The sequence below is a fragment of the Serratia sp. JSRIV002 genome (genome assembly GCF_019968725.1).
GTDB lineage: Bacteria > Pseudomonadota > Gammaproteobacteria > Enterobacterales > Enterobacteriaceae > Chania > Chania fonticola_B.
The window spans coordinates 2,386,540-2,404,148 of record NZ_CP074143.1; the positions used below are offsets into that span (position 1 = coordinate 2,386,540).

General features: G+C 52.5%; 14 protein-coding genes and 4 pseudogenes. 9 read left to right on the forward strand and 9 right to left on the reverse strand.

Annotated features, from left to right (window positions below; genetic code table 11):
• Positions 1-16: 16 nt before the first annotated feature.
• Positions 17-590: pseudogene (locus KGP26_RS11140) on the forward strand (IS6 family transposase); the annotation flags it as partial.
• A 163-nt stretch (positions 591-753) separates the two neighbouring features.
• On the opposite strand, the gene KGP26_RS11145 reads toward KGP26_RS11140, so the two are convergent.
• A complete protein-coding gene (locus KGP26_RS11145) occupies positions 754-1,968 on the reverse strand; it encodes a S9 family peptidase (protein ID WP_223537233.1) in 1,215 nt (404 codons plus the stop codon).
• A gap of 316 nt (positions 1,969-2,284) precedes the next feature.
• Here KGP26_RS11145 and KGP26_RS11150 point away from each other — a divergent pair.
• A pseudogene (locus KGP26_RS11150) lies at positions 2,285-2,412 on the forward strand (IS6 family transposase); the annotation flags it as partial.
• A 98-nt stretch (positions 2,413-2,510) separates the two neighbouring features.
• On the opposite strand, the pseudogene KGP26_RS11155 reads toward KGP26_RS11150, so the two are convergent.
• Together KGP26_RS11155 and KGP26_RS11160 are read right to left on the reverse strand one after the other, a co-directional pair.
• Positions 2,511-3,061, reverse strand: a pseudogene (locus tag KGP26_RS11155) (transposase); the annotation flags it as partial.
• Positions 3,025-3,399, reverse strand: a pseudogene (locus KGP26_RS11160) (DDE-type integrase/transposase/recombinase); the annotation flags it as partial. The pseudogenes KGP26_RS11160 and KGP26_RS11155, both read right to left, overlap by 37 nt.
• Positions 3,400-3,712: 313 nt before the next feature.
• On the opposite strand from KGP26_RS11160, the gene KGP26_RS11165 reads away from it, so the two are divergent.
• From KGP26_RS11165 to KGP26_RS11175, 3 genes are all read left to right on the forward strand, one after another.
• A complete protein-coding gene (locus KGP26_RS11165; protein WP_223497916.1) occupies positions 3,713-3,895 on the forward strand; it encodes a hypothetical protein in 183 nt (60 codons plus the stop codon).
• Positions 3,896-4,024: 129 nt separating this feature from the next.
• Positions 4,025-4,624 carry an isochorismatase family protein gene (locus KGP26_RS11170; protein ID WP_223497915.1) on the forward strand — a complete coding sequence of 200 codons (600 nt, stop codon included), beginning with the start codon at positions 4,025-4,027 and terminating at the stop codon, positions 4,622-4,624.
• Between the two features lie 16 nt (positions 4,625-4,640).
• A complete protein-coding gene (locus KGP26_RS11175; protein WP_223497914.1) occupies positions 4,641-5,264 on the forward strand; it encodes a glutathione S-transferase family protein in 624 nt (207 codons plus the stop codon).
• Between the two features lie 919 nt (positions 5,265-6,183).
• Here the strand turns inward: KGP26_RS11175 and KGP26_RS11180 are convergent.
• Positions 6,184-7,398 carry an integrase arm-type DNA-binding domain-containing protein gene (locus tag KGP26_RS11180; protein ID WP_223497913.1) on the reverse strand — a complete coding sequence of 405 codons (1,215 nt, stop codon included), beginning with the start codon at positions 7,396-7,398 and terminating at the stop codon, positions 6,184-6,186.
• A 282-nt stretch (positions 7,399-7,680) separates the two neighbouring features.
• On the opposite strand from KGP26_RS11180, the gene hypA reads away from it, so the two are divergent.
• From hypA to flhA, 3 genes are all read left to right on the forward strand, one after another.
• Positions 7,681-8,025, forward strand: coding sequence for a hydrogenase maturation nickel metallochaperone HypA (hypA, locus tag KGP26_RS11185; RefSeq protein WP_021804842.1), 345 nt, complete (start codon positions 7,681-7,683; stop codon positions 8,023-8,025).
• A gap of 15 nt (positions 8,026-8,040) precedes the next feature.
• The gene (locus tag KGP26_RS11190; protein ID WP_059200441.1) at positions 8,041-8,334 is read left to right on the forward strand and encodes a HypC/HybG/HupF family hydrogenase formation chaperone; all 294 of its coding nucleotides are present in this window, start codon (positions 8,041-8,043) and stop codon (positions 8,332-8,334) included.
• Between the two features lie 139 nt (positions 8,335-8,473).
• Positions 8,474-10,540, forward strand: a complete 2,067-nt coding sequence (gene flhA / locus KGP26_RS11195; RefSeq protein ID WP_223665431.1) for a formate hydrogenlyase transcriptional activator FlhA — start codon at positions 8,474-8,476, stop codon at positions 10,538-10,540.
• 82 nt (positions 10,541-10,622) lie between these two features.
• Here flhA and KGP26_RS11200 read toward each other — a convergent pair whose 3' ends face one another.
• The 5 genes from KGP26_RS11200 to KGP26_RS11220 are packed head-to-tail and all read right to left on the reverse strand — an operon-like array spanning position 10,623 to position 16,798.
• A complete protein-coding gene (locus KGP26_RS11200) occupies positions 10,623-11,615 on the reverse strand; it encodes a substrate-binding domain-containing protein (protein ID WP_371822191.1) in 993 nt (330 codons plus the stop codon).
• Positions 11,616-11,665: 50 nt separating this feature from the next.
• Positions 11,666-12,703, reverse strand: coding sequence for an ABC transporter permease (locus KGP26_RS11205; protein WP_021178412.1), 1,038 nt, complete (start codon positions 12,701-12,703; stop codon positions 11,666-11,668).
• 37 nt (positions 12,704-12,740) lie between these two features.
• On the reverse strand, positions 12,741-14,246 hold the full coding sequence (locus KGP26_RS11210) for a sugar ABC transporter ATP-binding protein (protein ID WP_223665432.1): 1,506 nt from the start codon (positions 14,244-14,246) through the stop codon (positions 12,741-12,743).
• A complete protein-coding gene (xylB, locus tag KGP26_RS11215) occupies positions 14,243-15,760 on the reverse strand; it encodes a xylulokinase (RefSeq protein WP_021804837.1) in 1,518 nt (505 codons plus the stop codon). The genes KGP26_RS11210 and xylB overlap by 4 nt, the downstream gene beginning before the upstream one ends.
• Before the next feature lie 3 nt (positions 15,761-15,763).
• Complete coding sequence (locus tag KGP26_RS11220; RefSeq protein ID WP_094982347.1) at positions 15,764-16,798, reverse strand: NAD(P)-dependent alcohol dehydrogenase; 1,035 nt, start codon at positions 16,796-16,798, stop codon at positions 15,764-15,766.
• A gap of 221 nt (positions 16,799-17,019) precedes the next feature.
• On the opposite strand from KGP26_RS11220, the gene KGP26_RS11225 reads away from it, so the two are divergent.
• On the forward strand, positions 17,020-17,562 hold the full coding sequence (locus KGP26_RS11225) for a D-lyxose/D-mannose family sugar isomerase (RefSeq protein WP_021178408.1): 543 nt from the start codon (positions 17,020-17,022) through the stop codon (positions 17,560-17,562).
• Positions 17,563-17,609 lie beyond the last annotated feature (47 nt).

The window sequence follows — 17,609 nt, forward strand, 5'->3', positions numbered from 1 at the left end:
AATATGCTGTTTTGATGAGCGCGGTATTGTCGTTGACCATTCAACGCTGCATCGTTGGGTTATCCGTCTGGTTCCCGCTGGATAAGGCTTTTCACCGACACAAGCGCACAGTCGGTCGACGGTGGCGAATGGATGGAACCTACATCAAGGTCAAAGGTCAGTCGAAATATCTGTACCGCGCGGTGGATACTTCAGGCCAAACCATCGACTTCCTGCTGACCGCCAAACGGGTTGCTGCAGCGGTATTACGCTTCTGTCGCAAGGCCATTCGACACCACGGCGAACCTGAAATAGTGGTCATTGATAAAATTGGTGCCAACACGGCAGCGCTGACTACACTCAACGCCGACAAACCAGAAGAAGAAATCATGACTGTCAGACAGAACAAGTATCTGAATAATATGGTTGAACAAGATCACCGCAACATCAAAAGCCGCATACGCCCGATGCTGGGATTCAAATCGTTTCGGCGAGCGCAGACGATCCTGTCCGGAATCGAGCTGCTCCACATGATACGTAAAGGACAATATCAACATCCGCAAAGTGAAGGGTTGTCACCTGCGGAACAATTTTATTTATTGGTTGCCTGAAAATTAGGCAACGCAACTGTTGCTAACTTGCCTACGCTAGTGCGACACAACCAGTCTGAGACAATGGCAGTCGGCCCTGATAGTTGCCAGGGCCATCAAATTCAACATAAACAATAAACTATCTCCTTAGCGTGGTTTTTTACATCATTGGCCCTCCCCCCTATTACTGCATGGAGTCAAACCAGCTTTTCCAAAGTGGGACGGCAGTGGCGAAGGTACCTCTATGTGTCGTTTCTCCTGTAGATATGGCTTCAACCAGCGTATTACCTGTCCCCATTGACTGCGCATAAGTCATTGCCATTTTACCTACCCCAATGGTAATCGCTTCATCGCTCTCTCCGTAGTAGTTATGTACTGGGGATGCGATGACCCATCGGTAAGCCTGGGCAGAACTAATAAGCCGGCCATAGGCTGAGTTCGCAAAAAATTGCGGGTTAAAATATTCAGGACGAATAAGCTTGTGGAGATCTGAGGTGATGTCTTCAGGATTGAAAGGTTGACGATCATACGCTTTCTTAGCCACGTCATAATATTCATCCGTGAGCACAGAATGTGCCAGACCAGGGATCCCGTAGTAGTTCTCATAGGCAAAGGCTGAAAGTATCATGATACTGTTCAACCAGTTGGCATCAAATTTACGCGGAAATGAAAGGAATCCATTCATCAGGGCAAAAACGTCAAGTGGTGCGCTTGCGGTTGCCGTTGCCTGAACCTTCATCCCGATGCCTTCGAGCTTTTCAAGCAACGCCATCGTGACAAAACCGCCTTGTGACCAACCTGCTAAGTAAAGGCGAGTATTTGACAGTCCCATTTGAGCAAGAACCTGCTGTGATGCATTAATCATGTCATGGGTTGCTTGCTGATGACTGCCTTTTACCATGTAGCCTTCAGGTTCGGTTGAAACGCCAAGGCCAAAATAGTCTGCACCAACCATGACGTAACCCTGTGCGGCGAACTGCGCGATCATTAATTGTGTTTCGGGTGATTCATCAGGAAAAGAGGGCACCTGCTGCTTACCATAGACGGTACCATGTTGGTAAGAAATCATGGGGAAAGCATGCTCTGCGGTGTCAGGAATGGCGAGCAAGCCCGATGCCATCGTGGGTTTGTTGGCGTGTTCAGGGATCACGGAAGGGTAAGTGACACGATAAAGGTTAACGGCATTTTTAGCCTGCGTGTATTTTACATCAACGCCCGAAAATTTGGGTGTATCAACATTAAGTATGTTATTCAAATGCGCCACATCCCAGTGACCAATGAACTCATAGGTTACCCTGCCTGAAACCTGAATCGGTGTGTGAGGTGTTTCTTGCGCAAATGTTGATGCAGTACCAAATGAGAACAGAACAAATAAACAAAAACCAATCTTTCTTAACATTTCCATCTCCTCATATTTATATAAAAACACTATATATTTAATTAAAAACAAGTGAAGCGATATAGCACTCTGATACCGAATGGACTTGCCAAAGAAGCGCAATGCAGCGTTGGTGCATGGATGGCTAAACCAATACACTGGGGTCATTCCCAAACATCACCCCAGTAATGATGCCACATAAATACAACGACAAGAAACGTCACCACATCTTCAAAGCAAAATACACGGTTCTGTCGAATTAAGGCGTTGTCAGGTAACATGCTGTTTTTTGTTATGTTGCCTATTTATGTCTCTGATCTGAAACGCCTTCTGTCGCTTGCATTACCCTACCGATGTTATCGTTCAGTGCGTTCGCTGGTATCTGGCTTATGCCCTCAGCCTGCGCAATCTCGAAGAAATGATGGCTGAACGCGTATTGCTGTTGACCATTCCACGCTTCATCGGTAAGCGTACAGCGAAGGCCGTATTGACTGAGGTCGCGTAAGTTATTCTGTTGGCAATCTTATACGCCACGGCAGCAGCTCACAGACCCGGTTTAGCGGTCAGTCGGCGATCACATTCAGCACATGACGGAGATAATGCTCGGGATCGACGCCATTCAGGCGACATGTCCCCAGCAAGCTGTACAGCAACGCCCCTCGCTCACCTCCGTGATCCGAGCCGAAGAACAGGAAGTTCTTGCGCACCAGACTCACCATCCGCAAGGCATTCTCTGCGATGTTGTTATCCACCTCGGCCCAACCGTCCTCGGCATAATACGTCAGCGCTGCCCATTGGTTCAGCGCATAGGCGAACGCCTTCGCCAGTTCTGAGTGCCTTGAGAGCGTTTTCACCCTTTCCCGCAACCAGCTTTCCAACCCGTTTAGCAACGGGGTTGCCCTTCGTTGTCGTTCCAACAGACGCAGCTCTGCTGACCACCCGCGCACCTTTGCCTCGAGGGCGTACAGTTCGTCGGCATGCAGCTTGCCGTTTGTCAGCACATACTGCCGCAGAGCCTCCTCCAGCGGGGACAGCAGCCGGCAAAACGCATCTACCCACCCGACCACACCGAACGACTCAGTTCCACACCCTGTCGGGTAACCGTCGATTGTTGAACCAGTCCACCCATGCCCGTGTCGCAAGTTCCACTTCTGCGTGTGTTTTCCAGCCCTTACGGTGTATTACCTCCGCTTTGTAAAGACCATTGATACTCTCGGCCAGGGCATTATTGTAAGAGTCGCCTGTGCTGCCTGTCGACGCTAGCACCTCCGCCTTCTGCAACCGTTCGGTATACGCCAGAGACACGTATTGGGAGCCTTTGTCCGAGTGATGGATTGTACCTGAGGGGCGAGGTGCCCACAGAGCCTGTTCCAGTGCATCTAGCACGAACCTTGCTTCCATCGACGATGAGACCCGCCAGCCAACGATCGCGCCTACGAACACATCGATAATGCGACACAACCTAAAATCATCAATCACGGTCAGGAACGGGTTATCAGGAAATGCGACAGAACCGAAATGGTTTTAACTTCCTATACGTCAAGGCTATTAATGCTTCTCAATACAATAATCAATCTAGAGTGATTAATAACTTGCTTTTTAGTATTTCCGATGCTAATGTAATTTAATATCTAACGAAGTAAAAAACTTAAGGTTAGATGAAAGATGAAGCTATTATTACGGAATTTATATATGTTAGAATTTGAATTTTAATTGCCACATATAATAAACACACTTTTCCCACTAAAAAACCATGGAGCTCTTAATGAAAAAAGCTATTATAAGCGCATTTTTCTTTTTGATCATATCAAGCAGCAGTGCATATGCTAAAAAACCTGGAGGATGGACCTCTGGTAATGCAGGACATCAACTCGGTTGTCTAATAATTAGTATTCTAGGTATGTCTGGGTGTGAGAAACCGAGAATAGCTCTGCCAGATGCTAAATAGGGGCTGTCAAAAATATTCGACAAAGCATAGAGTGGCCTAACTCGGGACGTAAAAATTTTGTTACCTGACGACTCATTAATGCGACATAAACCGTAATTTTTAGCTCAGATAAATATGGAGATTTTAATAATGACAACCACATTTACAAGATTTACTGGTGACAATGCTGCGATGCTGTTGATTGATCATCAGATTGGGACTATGGGATGGGTAAAATCTATCCATTTTAATGTGATGAAGCAAAATGCACTGCTGCTTGCAAATGCAGCTAGCATACTAAAAATGCCTACTGTACTAACATCTAGTATGGAAGATAATGTACAAGGGCCTTTATTATCTGAACTTGCTAATATTCTTCCTGACAGCTTTAAAGCTCGAATTAAACGCCTTGGCGTTGTCAATGCGATGGATGATGTTAATTTTGCAACCGCTGTCGAAACCACTGGTCGAAAAAGACTGATTATTGCGGGTGTAACTAACGATGTCTGTACGGTTTACCCTGCCTTGAGTCTAGTTAATGCAGGATTTGAAGTTCAAGTCGTCGCAGATGCAGGTGGTTCACCAAGCGCTATTGCAGATGATATAGCACTTCGTCGCATGGAACGTGCAGGGGTTACACTCACCACCACAAACCAGTTATTAGCTGAATTGGCAGGAGATTGGTCCACCCCAGAAGGTACCCAATTGGTTGAATTGCTGGTAGGCACATTACAATCCCCTGCTAAGTGATATAAAGGATAGTTATATGCAACTTTATTACACATCAGGTGCTTGTTCTCTTGCTCCACATATCATGTTTGAATGGCTAAAAACGCCATATACACTTATACTCGCAGACAAAAATGACCTGAAATTTAAAAAGTCCAGTCCTATGTTGGCAGTTCCAGCACTGGTTGTTAAGGATATGGGTACGCTTACACAATGTGGGGCTATTTTACGTTATCAAACGACCCTTCCTGGGGGCGATACTTTTGGGGCAAACCCCCAAGATCTCCGTGAGTGCTACGAGTTTGATCACTGGGAATGTTTTTTGACCGGTGATGTGCATCCAGCTTTCTTTCCATTTTTCAGTCCGCAGCGTTATACCACTGATGATCGAGAACAGGTTATAGCTTCTGTTCGAGCAGCAGCTATTCCACTGGTAGAAAAAGTTTTCAATGTGCTGGATCGGCATCTTTCGGATCATGATTATATAGTCGCTAATCGAATAAGTATTATAGATGCCTATGCCACTCCAATGTTTCGGTGGGCAAAAATAAGCTTACCCGATACATTTTCAAAATACCCACATGTGGCACGACATTATAATATGATGTGTAAAAACAAAGGGGTTCAATCGGCTATGATGCAACAAAATATCTTACAATAATATTTAAAATCATAGTTTTTATTAAAATTAACCGCCCCATTTTGGGGCGGTTTTTAATTGGGCAATGTGAGGGCTACAATATGGGGTTATCGGGTGGCGCAGGGGAACCTCCCCCCTACGTTCCCACAGAACTGTAGGTGACACGGCTCTGTCCCCTTAATGCGACAGAGCCGGATTATCTCCTTGTTACTGGTTTTTCATCTGGTTGCGAAGTTTATAATATATTGAAATGCTAAGGCTTACGTGGTCGCAGGCGATCCTGAGTCTGGCACCTCTGGTCCTGAGCGCGCCAATTTCCTGAATTAGAGAAGTATACCTATAGACACACGTCAGCGCCGACGACCCAACCAGATCACTTCAGGTTCCAGTGCTGGCGCCGCCAGGTCGAGTTTGCTCAATTGCCTGTCGATTTTATTGCGATTGAACCGAACAGCATCCAGGTCGTCAACAAAGGCCCGGATATCACCGACCGTTGCTGTATCATCCGCATTAACGATGGCCTCCAGAAACGCCAGCGTCTTATCAGTTGCATTCTCGGGGGGTGCTCAGGGCATGCCATGACCGCTGATACAAAATGGTGTTTTCAGCGTTGAGTCTTCATGAATGGCCTCAACACGAACGTCATGAAGCCAGTGATCAAAGAATTAGGAATGGCTGATTAAAGACCGTTGAAGTTTATAAGGTTCATAGGCGCGAAACTCATCGTGGCGCGGGCATAAAGCCCATTCAGACGCCGGATAGATTCATGCAAGCTAACAAAATCTTCAGTATTGGTATTACAAAAACGGGAGTGACCATAGATTCCTAACTATCAAGTCTTCCATTTCACGAGACAAGACAAAAAATAAGCGGCTACAAGGATCAGCAGCGCCAGCATCACGGCCAGCACTGTTGACCTTCTTCAGAAAAACCACGCTCACTAAGCAAGGCGTCCAAACTCCCCATGCCCCACACTCTCATCATGCTCCAAGCTATCGATGTAATCAGCGTACCATTGCATCATTTCCCGTCTGCTATCAAGATATTGGGCGTGATTGTAAGTACCCCGGATGCTGTTCTTGTCCACATGCGCTAACTGGAGCTCAATCCAGGCAGTGTTAAAGTCGTGGTCGTGGGCAACAGTACTGAACACATGCCGAAACCCGTGTGCTGTCGTGTAGTCGTGCCAGCCCCGTTGTTGCAAGAAGTCATTGATGCACTTGCGATCGCGTGGGCGGTCAGGCCGACTTACGGAAGGGAACAGGTAGGATGAACCGCGAGCGGCGGTAAGCGTTTTGATTTGCGTCAGTATCGCCAGTGCCTGTCGGGAGAGAGGAACAACATGGGGTCTTCGCATCTTCATTCTCTCTTTGGGGATCTCCCATACGGCTCGGTCGAGGTCAATTTCATGCCACTCCCCCAAGCGTAGCTCACTGGAGCGTAGGGCAGTGAGTATCAGCAAGCGCGTTGCCAAGGCCATCAGGCTTTCTGCCTGGGACAAGTCATGCATGAAGGCGGCAAGCTGAGTGTCCGTCAGTGCGCGGTTATTCTGGCGTTCGGGCGGCAGTAACACCGTGTTAAGGGTGGTCACTGGATTGCCGATAGCGCGCCCGGTCGCAATGGCATAATCAAATATCTGGGCACAGACCTGACGTGTTTTACGCAGAGCTTCAAGCTTGCCCTGCGCTTCGATGGTTCGCAGACAATCAAGTACTTCAAGTGGTCTAATGTCTGCAACAGGACGGTTGCCGATAGCAGGGTAAAGGTTATTCTCAATACGGGCCACCTGATCAGCGAGATAGCGTGGCGTCCACAGACGCGCCTTGTGGGTGAACCATTCCTGCGCAATCACTTTAAAGGTACAGGTTGTTGTGTCATGGTGCGCGCGTTTGCTGGCCTGTTTTTCGTGAGAGGGGTCTTTACCTGCGGCCAGTGTCCGACGAGCATCTTCACGACAGGAACGAGCCTGTGCTAATGTGACATCAGGGTAGACACCGATGGAAAGCTTTTTCTCCTTGCCAGCAAAACGGTATTTTAAACACCAGTACCTGGCACCGGATTTTTTGACCAAAAGGTAGAGTCCCTGAGCGTCAGTGAGCTTGTAATCTTTGTCGGCGGGTTTGGCGGTTTCGATTTGTCGTGCGGTTAATGGCATGGGTAGGGTCTCCTGATTTTAGCCCCCAAAATGGCCCCCAAAAGTTTATTGATTCCCGTTGACCTCCAGTCATGATAGTCGACTAAAAACAGGGAGACAAGCCAGTAAGTATAGGGTTTGATAGGGAGTAGAAAGAAGTCTGTTGAATCTGATTGACATCAACAGACCGGTTTCGGACCTCCCTGTGGGAGAGGGTTAGGGTGAGGGGCCATGGGATCACCTTGGCACCGTAATTGCACTAGCTGAAGCATCGGTGATTAATCGCCGAACAACGGAGCCCAGATGCATGAAATAACCCTTTGCCATCATGCGATGGAAATGATGCAGCAACATGCCCGGCAACATCAGGCCCGGCGCATTACCGCCGTCTGGTTTGAGATCGGCGCATTCTCCTGCGTGGAGGCGGAGTCGCTGAGGTTCTGCTTCGACATGGTTTGTCGCGGCACCTTGGCCGAAGGCTGCGAGTTATATCTGCTCGAACAACAGGCACAGTGCTGGTGTCACGACTGCCGGGCGGATGTCCAGTTGCTGGTTCCCCAGGTCCTGGTCTGCCCGCAATGCGGCGGGCGCAACCTGCGGGTGCAGGCGGATGACGGCTTGCAACTCAAGCGCCTGGAAATTGAATAACCAAGAGGAAAAGGCATGTGTATAGGCATTCCCGGTAAGGTTGTGGCGCTGGACGCAAACCAACCCCAGCACGCCTGGGTTGACGTCTGCGGTGTGCAACGAGAAGTGAATATTGCCCTGGTGTGCCAGGACGATGAACCGCCAGAAGCGCTAATCGGTAGCTGGGTGTTGATCCATGTTGGCTTTGCCATGAGCCGCCTGGACGAGCACGAAGCGCAGGAAACCTTGTCGGCACTGCAGGCCATGGGGGAAGTGGAGCAGGATGTTGCGTTGTTCCTGGCAGGTGAGACCGAGCAGGAACGGCGATAAATTGTGCTATCCCCGGCAAATGATATTCCTGTTGCGGTGTTTTGTTGATCCGGTCGGGAGAAATTACCATTAACAAACCTTACTCTTTGTGAGGATGTTCGCTGGCAATAATCTTCGTGACTCAGACAAGTGATAAACCATGTCGACTGTACGCTTAGAACAACAAGACCTGCTCGAAATTACACGCATGCTGCTCGGGCAGCATAATTTCATCGATCTGTTACTGCAATTGCGTCAGGTATTGCAGCGCATGCAATTGGCCGACAGCGTCGCGTTGGTGCTATTTGATCCGAACAGTGAACGGGTGAGTTTTCACGGGCTGGATCACGCGCAGCAGCCGGTAAACTATCAGGACGAAACGTTGCTGGCGAATGGCCCGGTGAGCCGCTTTCAACACAGCTCGTTACCCCAACGCTGGCAGGCTGATGAGCTACACGATCGCTATCCGCAAATCCGCGCCCTGAAGTTGCATCCTCCCTTCAACCAATACTGTTTGATGCCGCTACATGCGGGCGGGCGGCCGCTCGGTGGCTGTGAATTACTGCGTAGCGGAAGCGAGCCATTCAGCGATGCCAGCCTGGTGCAGTTGCAAACGCTGATGGAAGTGGTGGCGCTGGCCACGCAGCAGATCGTTTTGTTGGAAAACGCGCAACGGCAACAGCACCAGCTGCGTCATGAGCTGGATGACTATCGTATCTTGGTGGATGTCACCAATGCGGTGCTGTCAAAGCTGGATCTGGATGATGTCATGGGGGAGATCTCGGAGAAAATTCACCACTTTTTCAACAGCGACGCCATCAGCATCGTATTACGTAGTAACCACGCAGAGCAGCTCACTATCTACTCCACCCACTATCTGAACAACAATACTGCCGAACGCCAACAGTACAACGTGGCATTGGCTGGCACCTTAACCGAACGGGTGATGCGCAGCGGCGAAATGCTGCTGTTGAACCTGAAAAATGCCGAGCAGCTTTCTGGCTATGAACGTCGGCTATTTGATATATCACAGGGTAGGATCGAGGCATTGTGCGTATTGCCACTGATATTCGGCCAAAAGAAGCTGGGGGTGCTGAAGCTGGCGCAATGCCAGGCAGATGGTTTTAACGCGGCCAACTTACGGGTGCTACAACAGATTGCCGAGCGTATTGCCATCGCGGTGGATAATGCGCTGGCCTGCCAGGAGATCAACCGGCTTAAAGAGAGCCTGGTGCATGAAAACCTGTATCTGACCGAGCAGATCAACGTCAATCATCCCGATCTGAGCGAGATTGTCGGGCGCAGCGCGGGGATGTCTGCGGTGCTCAAACAGGTCGAAATCGTGGCTAAAAGCGACTGTTCGGTGCTGATCCTCGGGGAAACGGGCACCGGCAAGGAGCTGATTGCGCGAGCGATCCATAATCTGAGCGAACGACGTGACCAGCGCATGGTGAAAATGAACTGTGCGGTGATGCCTGCGGGCCTGTTGGAGAGCGACCTGTTTGGCCATGAAAAAGGCTCGTTTACCGGAGCCTCGACCCAACGTATGGGCCGTTTTGAGCTGGCGGAGAAGGGGACGCTATTCCTCGATGAAGTGGGGGAGATCCCCATTGAGTTGCAACCCAAGCTGCTGCGGGTGTTACAGGAGCGGGAGTTTGAACGGGTCGGCGGCAATAAACCGATTTCCGTTGATATCCGTCTGATTGCCGCCACCAACCGGGATTTGCAGCAGATGGTGGCCGATCGTGAATTTCGCAGCGATCTGTTCTATCGTCTGAACGTGTTTCCGATCGTTATTCCACCGCTGCGCGAACGGCCTGAAGATATCCCCCAACTGGTGAAGTTCCTGACCCATAAAATTGCTCGTCGCATGAAGCGCACCATCGACAGTATCCCGGCGCAAACGCTGCGGTTATTAAGCCAGATGCCGTGGCCGGGCAACGTGCGTGAACTGGAGAACGTGATTGAGCGGGCGGTATTGTTGACGCGCGGCTCGGTGCTTGAGCTGCCGCTACCCGAATTGCAGTATTCGCAATCCTCAGGGGGGCCGCCTGTCGCTGCCATGGAAAAGGTATCGCCGGAGGAGGATGAGCGCCAACGGGTGCTCCGCGTGCTAAAAGAAACCAACGGCGTGGTTGCTGGGCCACGCGGGGCCGCACAGCGTCTTGGGCTGAAACGCACTACGCTGCTATCGCGGATGAAGAAGTGGGGCATTTCGGTGAATTGAGGGTGAAGGGGGCGCCGCATGCTGCGCCCGTTTTAATCCTATTAACCCCAGGCTCAAAACCCTGGGGTGGGATGACGAATGATTACTTACGCGCATCCAGCAGTTGAGCGGCGTTCTCGGTGGTCACCACGGTCCATGGCACCGAATAGCGTTTAGCCGTGCCGTTATCCCACTGCATCTGGCCTGCATATTGCTTCCAGATATCCGACTGTGGCTGATAGCTGTCGCCTTTTACCGCGCGCAGCGCTACATCGATAGAACCCTGCATTTGGGCATGAGCATCTTGCAGAATCGACACCATCTCACCGGCCTGTACGGCACGAATGGCATCAGAGACGCCGTCGACCCCGGCAATCGCAAAGTCTTTCACGTTCAGATTGGCACCCTTGATAGCTTCAATTGCCCCCAAGGCCATTTCGTCATTTTGTGCGATGACGCCGTTAATCTGGCCACGGTGTTTCTGCAACCAGTTTTCCATTAGCGGCAGCGCCTCGGCGCGTGACCAGTTGGCCGTCTTGCGCTCCAGCACCTTGATTTTGCCTGGGCCACATTCGGCAATGGCCTTGTCGTTGCCTTGCCCACGCTGGATCTCACCGCTGCCGCCTTTTGGCCCTTCGATAATCACCACGTTGCCCTGGCAGTTCATTTTCTGCAGTACCGCTTTGGCTTCCAGATACCCGCCCAGCACGTCGTCAGAGACCACTTCAGAGGTCATCTGATCGGTATTCAAACGGGCGTTGGTGACCACCACCGGGATCTTGGCCTTGTTGGCCATGGTCACCACGTCGATGTTGGCCTCGTAGTCCATCGGGTTAATGATGATGGCATCGGTTTTGGTCTGAAGGGCGGTTTCAGCCTGATTGTTCTGCACCATCGGGTCGTAGCGGCCGTCGTAAACGGTGAGCTGTACGTTGCCATTTTTAACCTCAGGATGCTCTTTCGCCGCCTTCTCCATCAGTTGGACAAATTCGGCCTTCATGCCGTACATCAACACGGCGATTTTCACCGGGGCGGCCTGGGCCAGCGTTGAGGTCCCCAGCAGCAGGCCGGAGGTGAGCAACGCAATTTTGGTCATCTTGTTCATGGTGACTCCTGGTTATAGGGGTTTTGTTGTTATGAGGTAAGTTAGTCACGTTGTTGTTTGCGTGACGGGTCGAGCAACACGGCGACAACAATCAATGCGCCCTTGATGATCTGTTGGTAATAGGACTGCACACCGAGCAAATCGAGGCCGTTATTCATCACGCCGATAATCAATACGCCGAACAGGGTGCCAACCAAGGTGCCGACGCCGCCAGCCATGCTGGTGCCGCCAATGACCACGGCGGCAATGGCGTCCAACTCGTAGGCGCTACCAGCGTTGGTTTGTGCCGAACCGGTACGTGCCGTCAGGATCAAACCGGCGATCCCCGCCAGGGCAGCACACAGGGTGTAGACCAGCACCTTGATTTGTATCACGCTGATGCCCGAGGTGCGGGCGCTCTTCTGGTTGCCCCCCACGGCATACACATGGCGGCCGAAGATGGTTTTATTGAGCAGGATCCAGGCGAGCACAAACAGGGCGGTAAAAATAATCACCGGCACCGGGATGCCCAGCACATAGCCATTACCTAACCAGCGGAAATCGCTGTTGAGTTGCGAAACCGGGTTACCGTCGGTGGTCAGCAGCGCCAGGCCACGGGCGGCGGAAAGCATCCCCATGGTGACGATGAAAGGCTGCAAGCGGTAGCGGGCCAGAATGGTGCCGTTGATCAGCCCGCAGACGATGCCGATGCCCAAGGCGACAATCAGCGGCACCATCACGGCATGCGCGGTATCGCCGATAGACAGCCCGCTGTTGGTGGTGGCAAAGCGGGCGGCGACGATGCCGCTCAGCGCCAAGACCGAGCCTACGGAAAGATCGACCCCGGCGGTAATAATCACAAAGGTCATGCCGATGGCCAGAATGCCGTTAATCGAGATCTGGCGCAGAACGATCAGCATGTTCTCATCGCTCAAGAAGTAATTGCTGCTCCAGGCACCTTGCGCCACCTGAACTTCGCCAATCACCGTGACGATCAGACACAACACGAAGAAGGCGATAATAATGCCGTATTTGTGCAGATGCCGTTTATTTTGCGTAAAAAAAGCCAACCCGGGCGTTAATGAGTGGGTGCCATTCATAGTAAGTTCTCTTTAAAATAATGAGTTGATTGCCTGGCTATACGGCCAGTTTCATTAGTTCCGCCTGCGTGGCGTTTTTAGTCGATAATTCACCGGCGAGCATGCCGTTACGAAACACCAGAATGCGGTCACTCATACCGATAATTTCTGACAGCTCGGAAGACACCATGATGATCGCTTTATCCTTCAGCGCGAATTCGGACATAAAGCGGTAGATCTCTTTTTTGGCCCCCACGTCAATGCCGCGTGTCGGCTCATCGAGCAGCATGATTTGCGGATCGAGCAAGGCCCAACGCCCCAATACCACCTTCTGCTGGTTGCCGCCGCTCAGGTTGCCGACGATATGGTCGGCATCGGGGGTTTTGATGTTGAAGCGCTGGATCATGTCGTTGGCACGCTGCTGTTCCTGGCTCGGGTTAATCATACCCAGTTGGCTGATGGCACCCAGCGAAGCCACGTTGATATTTTCTTTAACCGAGCGGCACAGCACCAGGCCGGTATCCTTGCGGTCTTCCGTCACATAGGCCAGACCGCTGTTGATTGATTCTTGTGGTGAATGATTGGCGAGCTGACGATCGCCGATCTGGATGGTGCCGCTGTCCGCGTGCTGAATGCCAAAGATCAGATCGAGGAACTCACTGCGCCCGGACCCCACCAGCCCGTAAATCCCCAGGATCTCGCCGCGTTTTAACGTCAGGCTGATGTCGCGGATCTTGTTGCCCCAGCACAGGTGTTGCACCTCCATCATCACTTCATCACCGGGCTGATTGAATTTGGCAAACTCGCTTTCGAACTCGCCGCCAATGATGTGCTCAATCAGCTGCTCGCGGGTGATATCTTGCAACAAACCTTCATGGATATAGCTGCCGTCACGGAAAATGGTGTAGCTGTCGGCAATCTGGAAAATCTCGGACAGACGGTGCGAGACGTAAATGATGCCTTTGCCCTTGGCGGCCAGCCGGGTGATCGCCTGGAAGATTTTCTGCACGTCCTCCTCGCCGATGGCCGACGTAGGCTCATCCATGATGATGATGTCGGCATCAGAGTGGGAGAGGGCCTTGGCGATCTCCACCAACTGCTGTTCCGCCACGCTGAGGTTGCGCATTTTTTCCATCGGCGACAGGGCAAAATGCAGGTCCTGCAACAGCGCAGCGGTCTGCTGGTTCATGGTTTTGAAATCGACAAAGCCCAGGCGGCGGGGTTCGCGCCCCAGCCAGATGTTTTCGGCTACCGTCAGATCGGGGATGGCGCTCAGCTCTTGTTGCACGATAGCGATGCCAGCCGCCAGCGCCTCTTTCGGATGAGCAAATTCACAGCGTTGGCCATTGACGAAAATATCGCCGCTGTCGGGCTGGATAAAGCCCATCAGGATGCTGAGAAAGGTAGACCTCCCGGCACCGTTGCCGCCGCACAGCGCATGGATCGATCCTTTGCGCAGGCAGAATTCGGCATTTTTCAGCGCGACGACGGAGCCAAACGACTTCCTCACGCCGGTGACCTCCAGCAAGTAGGCCGGGGCTTTGGTCTGGGGATCGCGTGTCATAGCTTCACCTCGGGATACTCTTTTTGCAGTAGGTTCAGGTAACCGGCATACAGATCGGCATATTGCCGCTGGCGCTGCGGATCCGGCATCACGCGGGTCTCTTCATCCAGCCGGACAAAGCGCTGGCATAGCCTGGTTAACTCTTCTGAGGCCAACAGCTCGGGTTGGGTCGCCAGGCTGTCACACCACATGGCCTGAATGGCAGCACCCAGCGCAGCGGTTTCCTTTTCTGCCAGACACACCACCGGGCAGTTCATCACGTCGGCGACGATCTGCCGCCAGCAAGCGCTGCGAGCGCCGCCGCCGGTGAGGCGAATTTCGCTGGTGGAAATACCCTGCTGCTGGAACAGGTCGAGGCCGTAGCGTAGGCCATAGGTAGCGCTTTCTACCACGGCCCGGCACAGGTTGGCCCCGGTAAAGTTGTCACTGTCCAGGTTATGCAGGCTGGCCTTGGCTGCGGGCAGTTGCGGAACGCGTTCGCCGTTGAAAAACGGCAGCATCATCACGCCTGCCGCTCCGGGTTCGGTGGCGGCAAGGGCCTGATTAAATCCGGCTATGTCCTGGTGCAACAGACGCTGTACCGAGGTGCTGGCAGAGGTGACGTTCATGGTGCAAATCAGCGGCAGCCAGCCGTTGCTGCTGGAGCAGAAACCGGCAATCGCTTCAGAATGGCTGACCACCGGCCGATCGGCATAGGCAAACAGCGTTCCGGAGGTGCCGAGGCTCATCGTCACGATGCCGGGGCGAATATTACCGGTGCCGATTGCCGCCATCATGTTGTCGCCGCCGCCGCTGGCCACCCGGACATTAGGTTGCAGACCCAGCAGCGCCGCCACTTCCGGGCGCAGATAGCCAACGCTTTGCTCGGCGTTGATCAGGCGAGGCAGGGCATTCCACAGCAGGCCGCTATCGTCGATCAGCGCTACGGCATCGCGATCCCAGCAGCGCTGACGAATGTCAAACAGCCCGCTGCCGGAGGCATCGCCAAATTCCGCCACCCGTTCCCCGGTCAGCCAGAAGTTGAGATAGTCATGCGGTAACAGCACCGTTTTCAACCGTGCCCACAGCTGTGGATGTTGCTGCTTGAACCACAGGATCTTGGACGCGGTATAGCCCGCCGCTACCATCAGCCCCAGCTTCTGCAGGGAACCTTTGATGCCACCCAGGCCTGCCAGCAGAACGTCGTTTTCCCGCTTGGTAGCGGTGTCACACCATAGTTTTACCGCGTGCAGCACTTCGCCTTGCTCATCCAGAGCAACGAAGCCGTGCTGCTGGCCGGAAACCGACAGGGCGACAATCGCCGCTGGATCAATGCTGGCGCTGTCGATTGCCTGACGAAACGCCAGCAGCAATGCCTCAATCCACCACTCGGCCAACTGCTCGCGGCGCCCGGAAGAGTCGCTGATCATCTCATGCGGCGCACTGCCTTCGCCCACGATGGTGCCGGATGTGCCATCGACAATCACCACCTTGGTGCCTTGTGTGCCACAGTCGATGCCTGCATAGAGCGCCATGAGTTACTCCATTTCCAACATGATTTTGATGTCGGTTGGATGACCCGCCGCCGCGCGTTCAAAGGCGGCCACGCTGTCCTTGAACTTGAAGCTTTGCGAGATCAGCGGCTGTACCCGCAACTTGCCGGAGCTGAGCAAACGCAGGGTGCGCGGATACATGTTGGCATAGCGGAAAATGGTCTTGAAGGTGACCTCTTTGGCCTGGGCGGCCACGATGTCCATTGGTGCGGCATCAATTGGCATGCCGACCAGTACCGCAGTGCCGCCGGGAGCAATATGCTCGCTGACGCCGCCGATGGCCGGTTTGGCTCCGCTGCATTCGAACACGATGTCGACGCCGTTGCCGCTGGTCAACTCGGCGACCTTTTGCGCCAGGTTGCCGGTTTTGATATTGACCGCGTGCAGCCCCTCATAATTGGCGGCCACCTGCAACTTCTCTGCAAACAGATCGCAGATGATCACATCTGAGCAGCCACCGGCCAACGCCGCCAGAGCGGTCACCACGCCGATGGGGCCAGCACCAATCACCAGCGCGATATCACCCGGCTTGATCGCAGCCTTGGTGGCGGCGTGCATCCCGATGGCCAGGGGTTCCACCATGGCACCTTCGGCAAAGCTGACGTTGTCCGGCAGTTTGAAGGTGAAGGCGGCAGGGTGGATGACGCTCTCTCTCAGGCAGCCGTGGATCGGCGGCGTGGCCCAGAAGCGAACGGCTGGATCCAGATTGTATATCCCTGCACGGGATTGCTGTGATTGCAGATCGGGAATGCCAGGCTCCATGCAAACCCGATCGCCAACCTGTAGATGGCGAACGTTTTTGCCAATCGCCATGACGACGCCGGCAGCCTCATGGCCGAGCACCATCGGGGCGTTAACCACGAACGGTCCGATACGGCCATGCTGATAGTAATGCACATCGCTGCCGCAAATACCGACGGAATGGATCTTGACCTGTACATCGTTTTCGCCAAGGACTTCATCAAACTGACAATCCTGGATACTGATTTTACCGGGTTTTTCTAGCACTAATGCTTGCATGGCTATCATCCTTTCGTATCATTTTTATGGTATCGATATCATTTTCAATGAGCAGGATAGTAAGCGCGGACGGGCTAAAAATGTGTGATGTTGGTTGTGTTTTTTGCTTTTGTGTTAAAAGTTGTTGGTTTAATGATGTCAAATAGTCGTGAAGATCACATTTATTGGCGTGCGATGTTAACTATGATGGTATCGATATCATTAACGTTAACGAGGACATCATGCAGCGACCTATCGATGCGCTAGAAAGAACCCAAACCTTGCTTGCAGGCTGTGGCATACGGTTGACCGACGTGGAAAAACGGGAGATCGAGCTGACGGATTTCGGCCTGGCCGATTACCCGCGCTCGGGGTTACAGCTACTGACTTACATTAACACCCCGCGCTACTGCGCCAAGGAGTTGGTGCTATTCCCACACCAAACCTGCCCGGAGCATCTCCATCCGCCGTTTGATGATACGCCGGGCAAACAGGAAACGTTCCGCTGCCGCTGGGGTGAGGTTTATCTGTTTGTGGATGATGATGCCCTGACCTTGAACACCGAGCGGGGGAGCCCAGTTTGTCAACCTCCAGCCGGGTTCGAACAGTGGTATACCTGCCAGCGTTATATTTTGTTGCGCGCGGGAGAACAATATACAATCAAGCCTAATACCAGACACTGGTTCCAGGCAGGTAAGCTTGGTGCGGTGGTTTCTGAGTTCTCATCGCAAAGCCGTGATGATCTAGATGTTTTTACCGATCCCAACGTCCGGCGCGTCGGTTGATGCTGCAGTGATGAGAGTATTTACATAAGAGGTGATAATCCTTGATC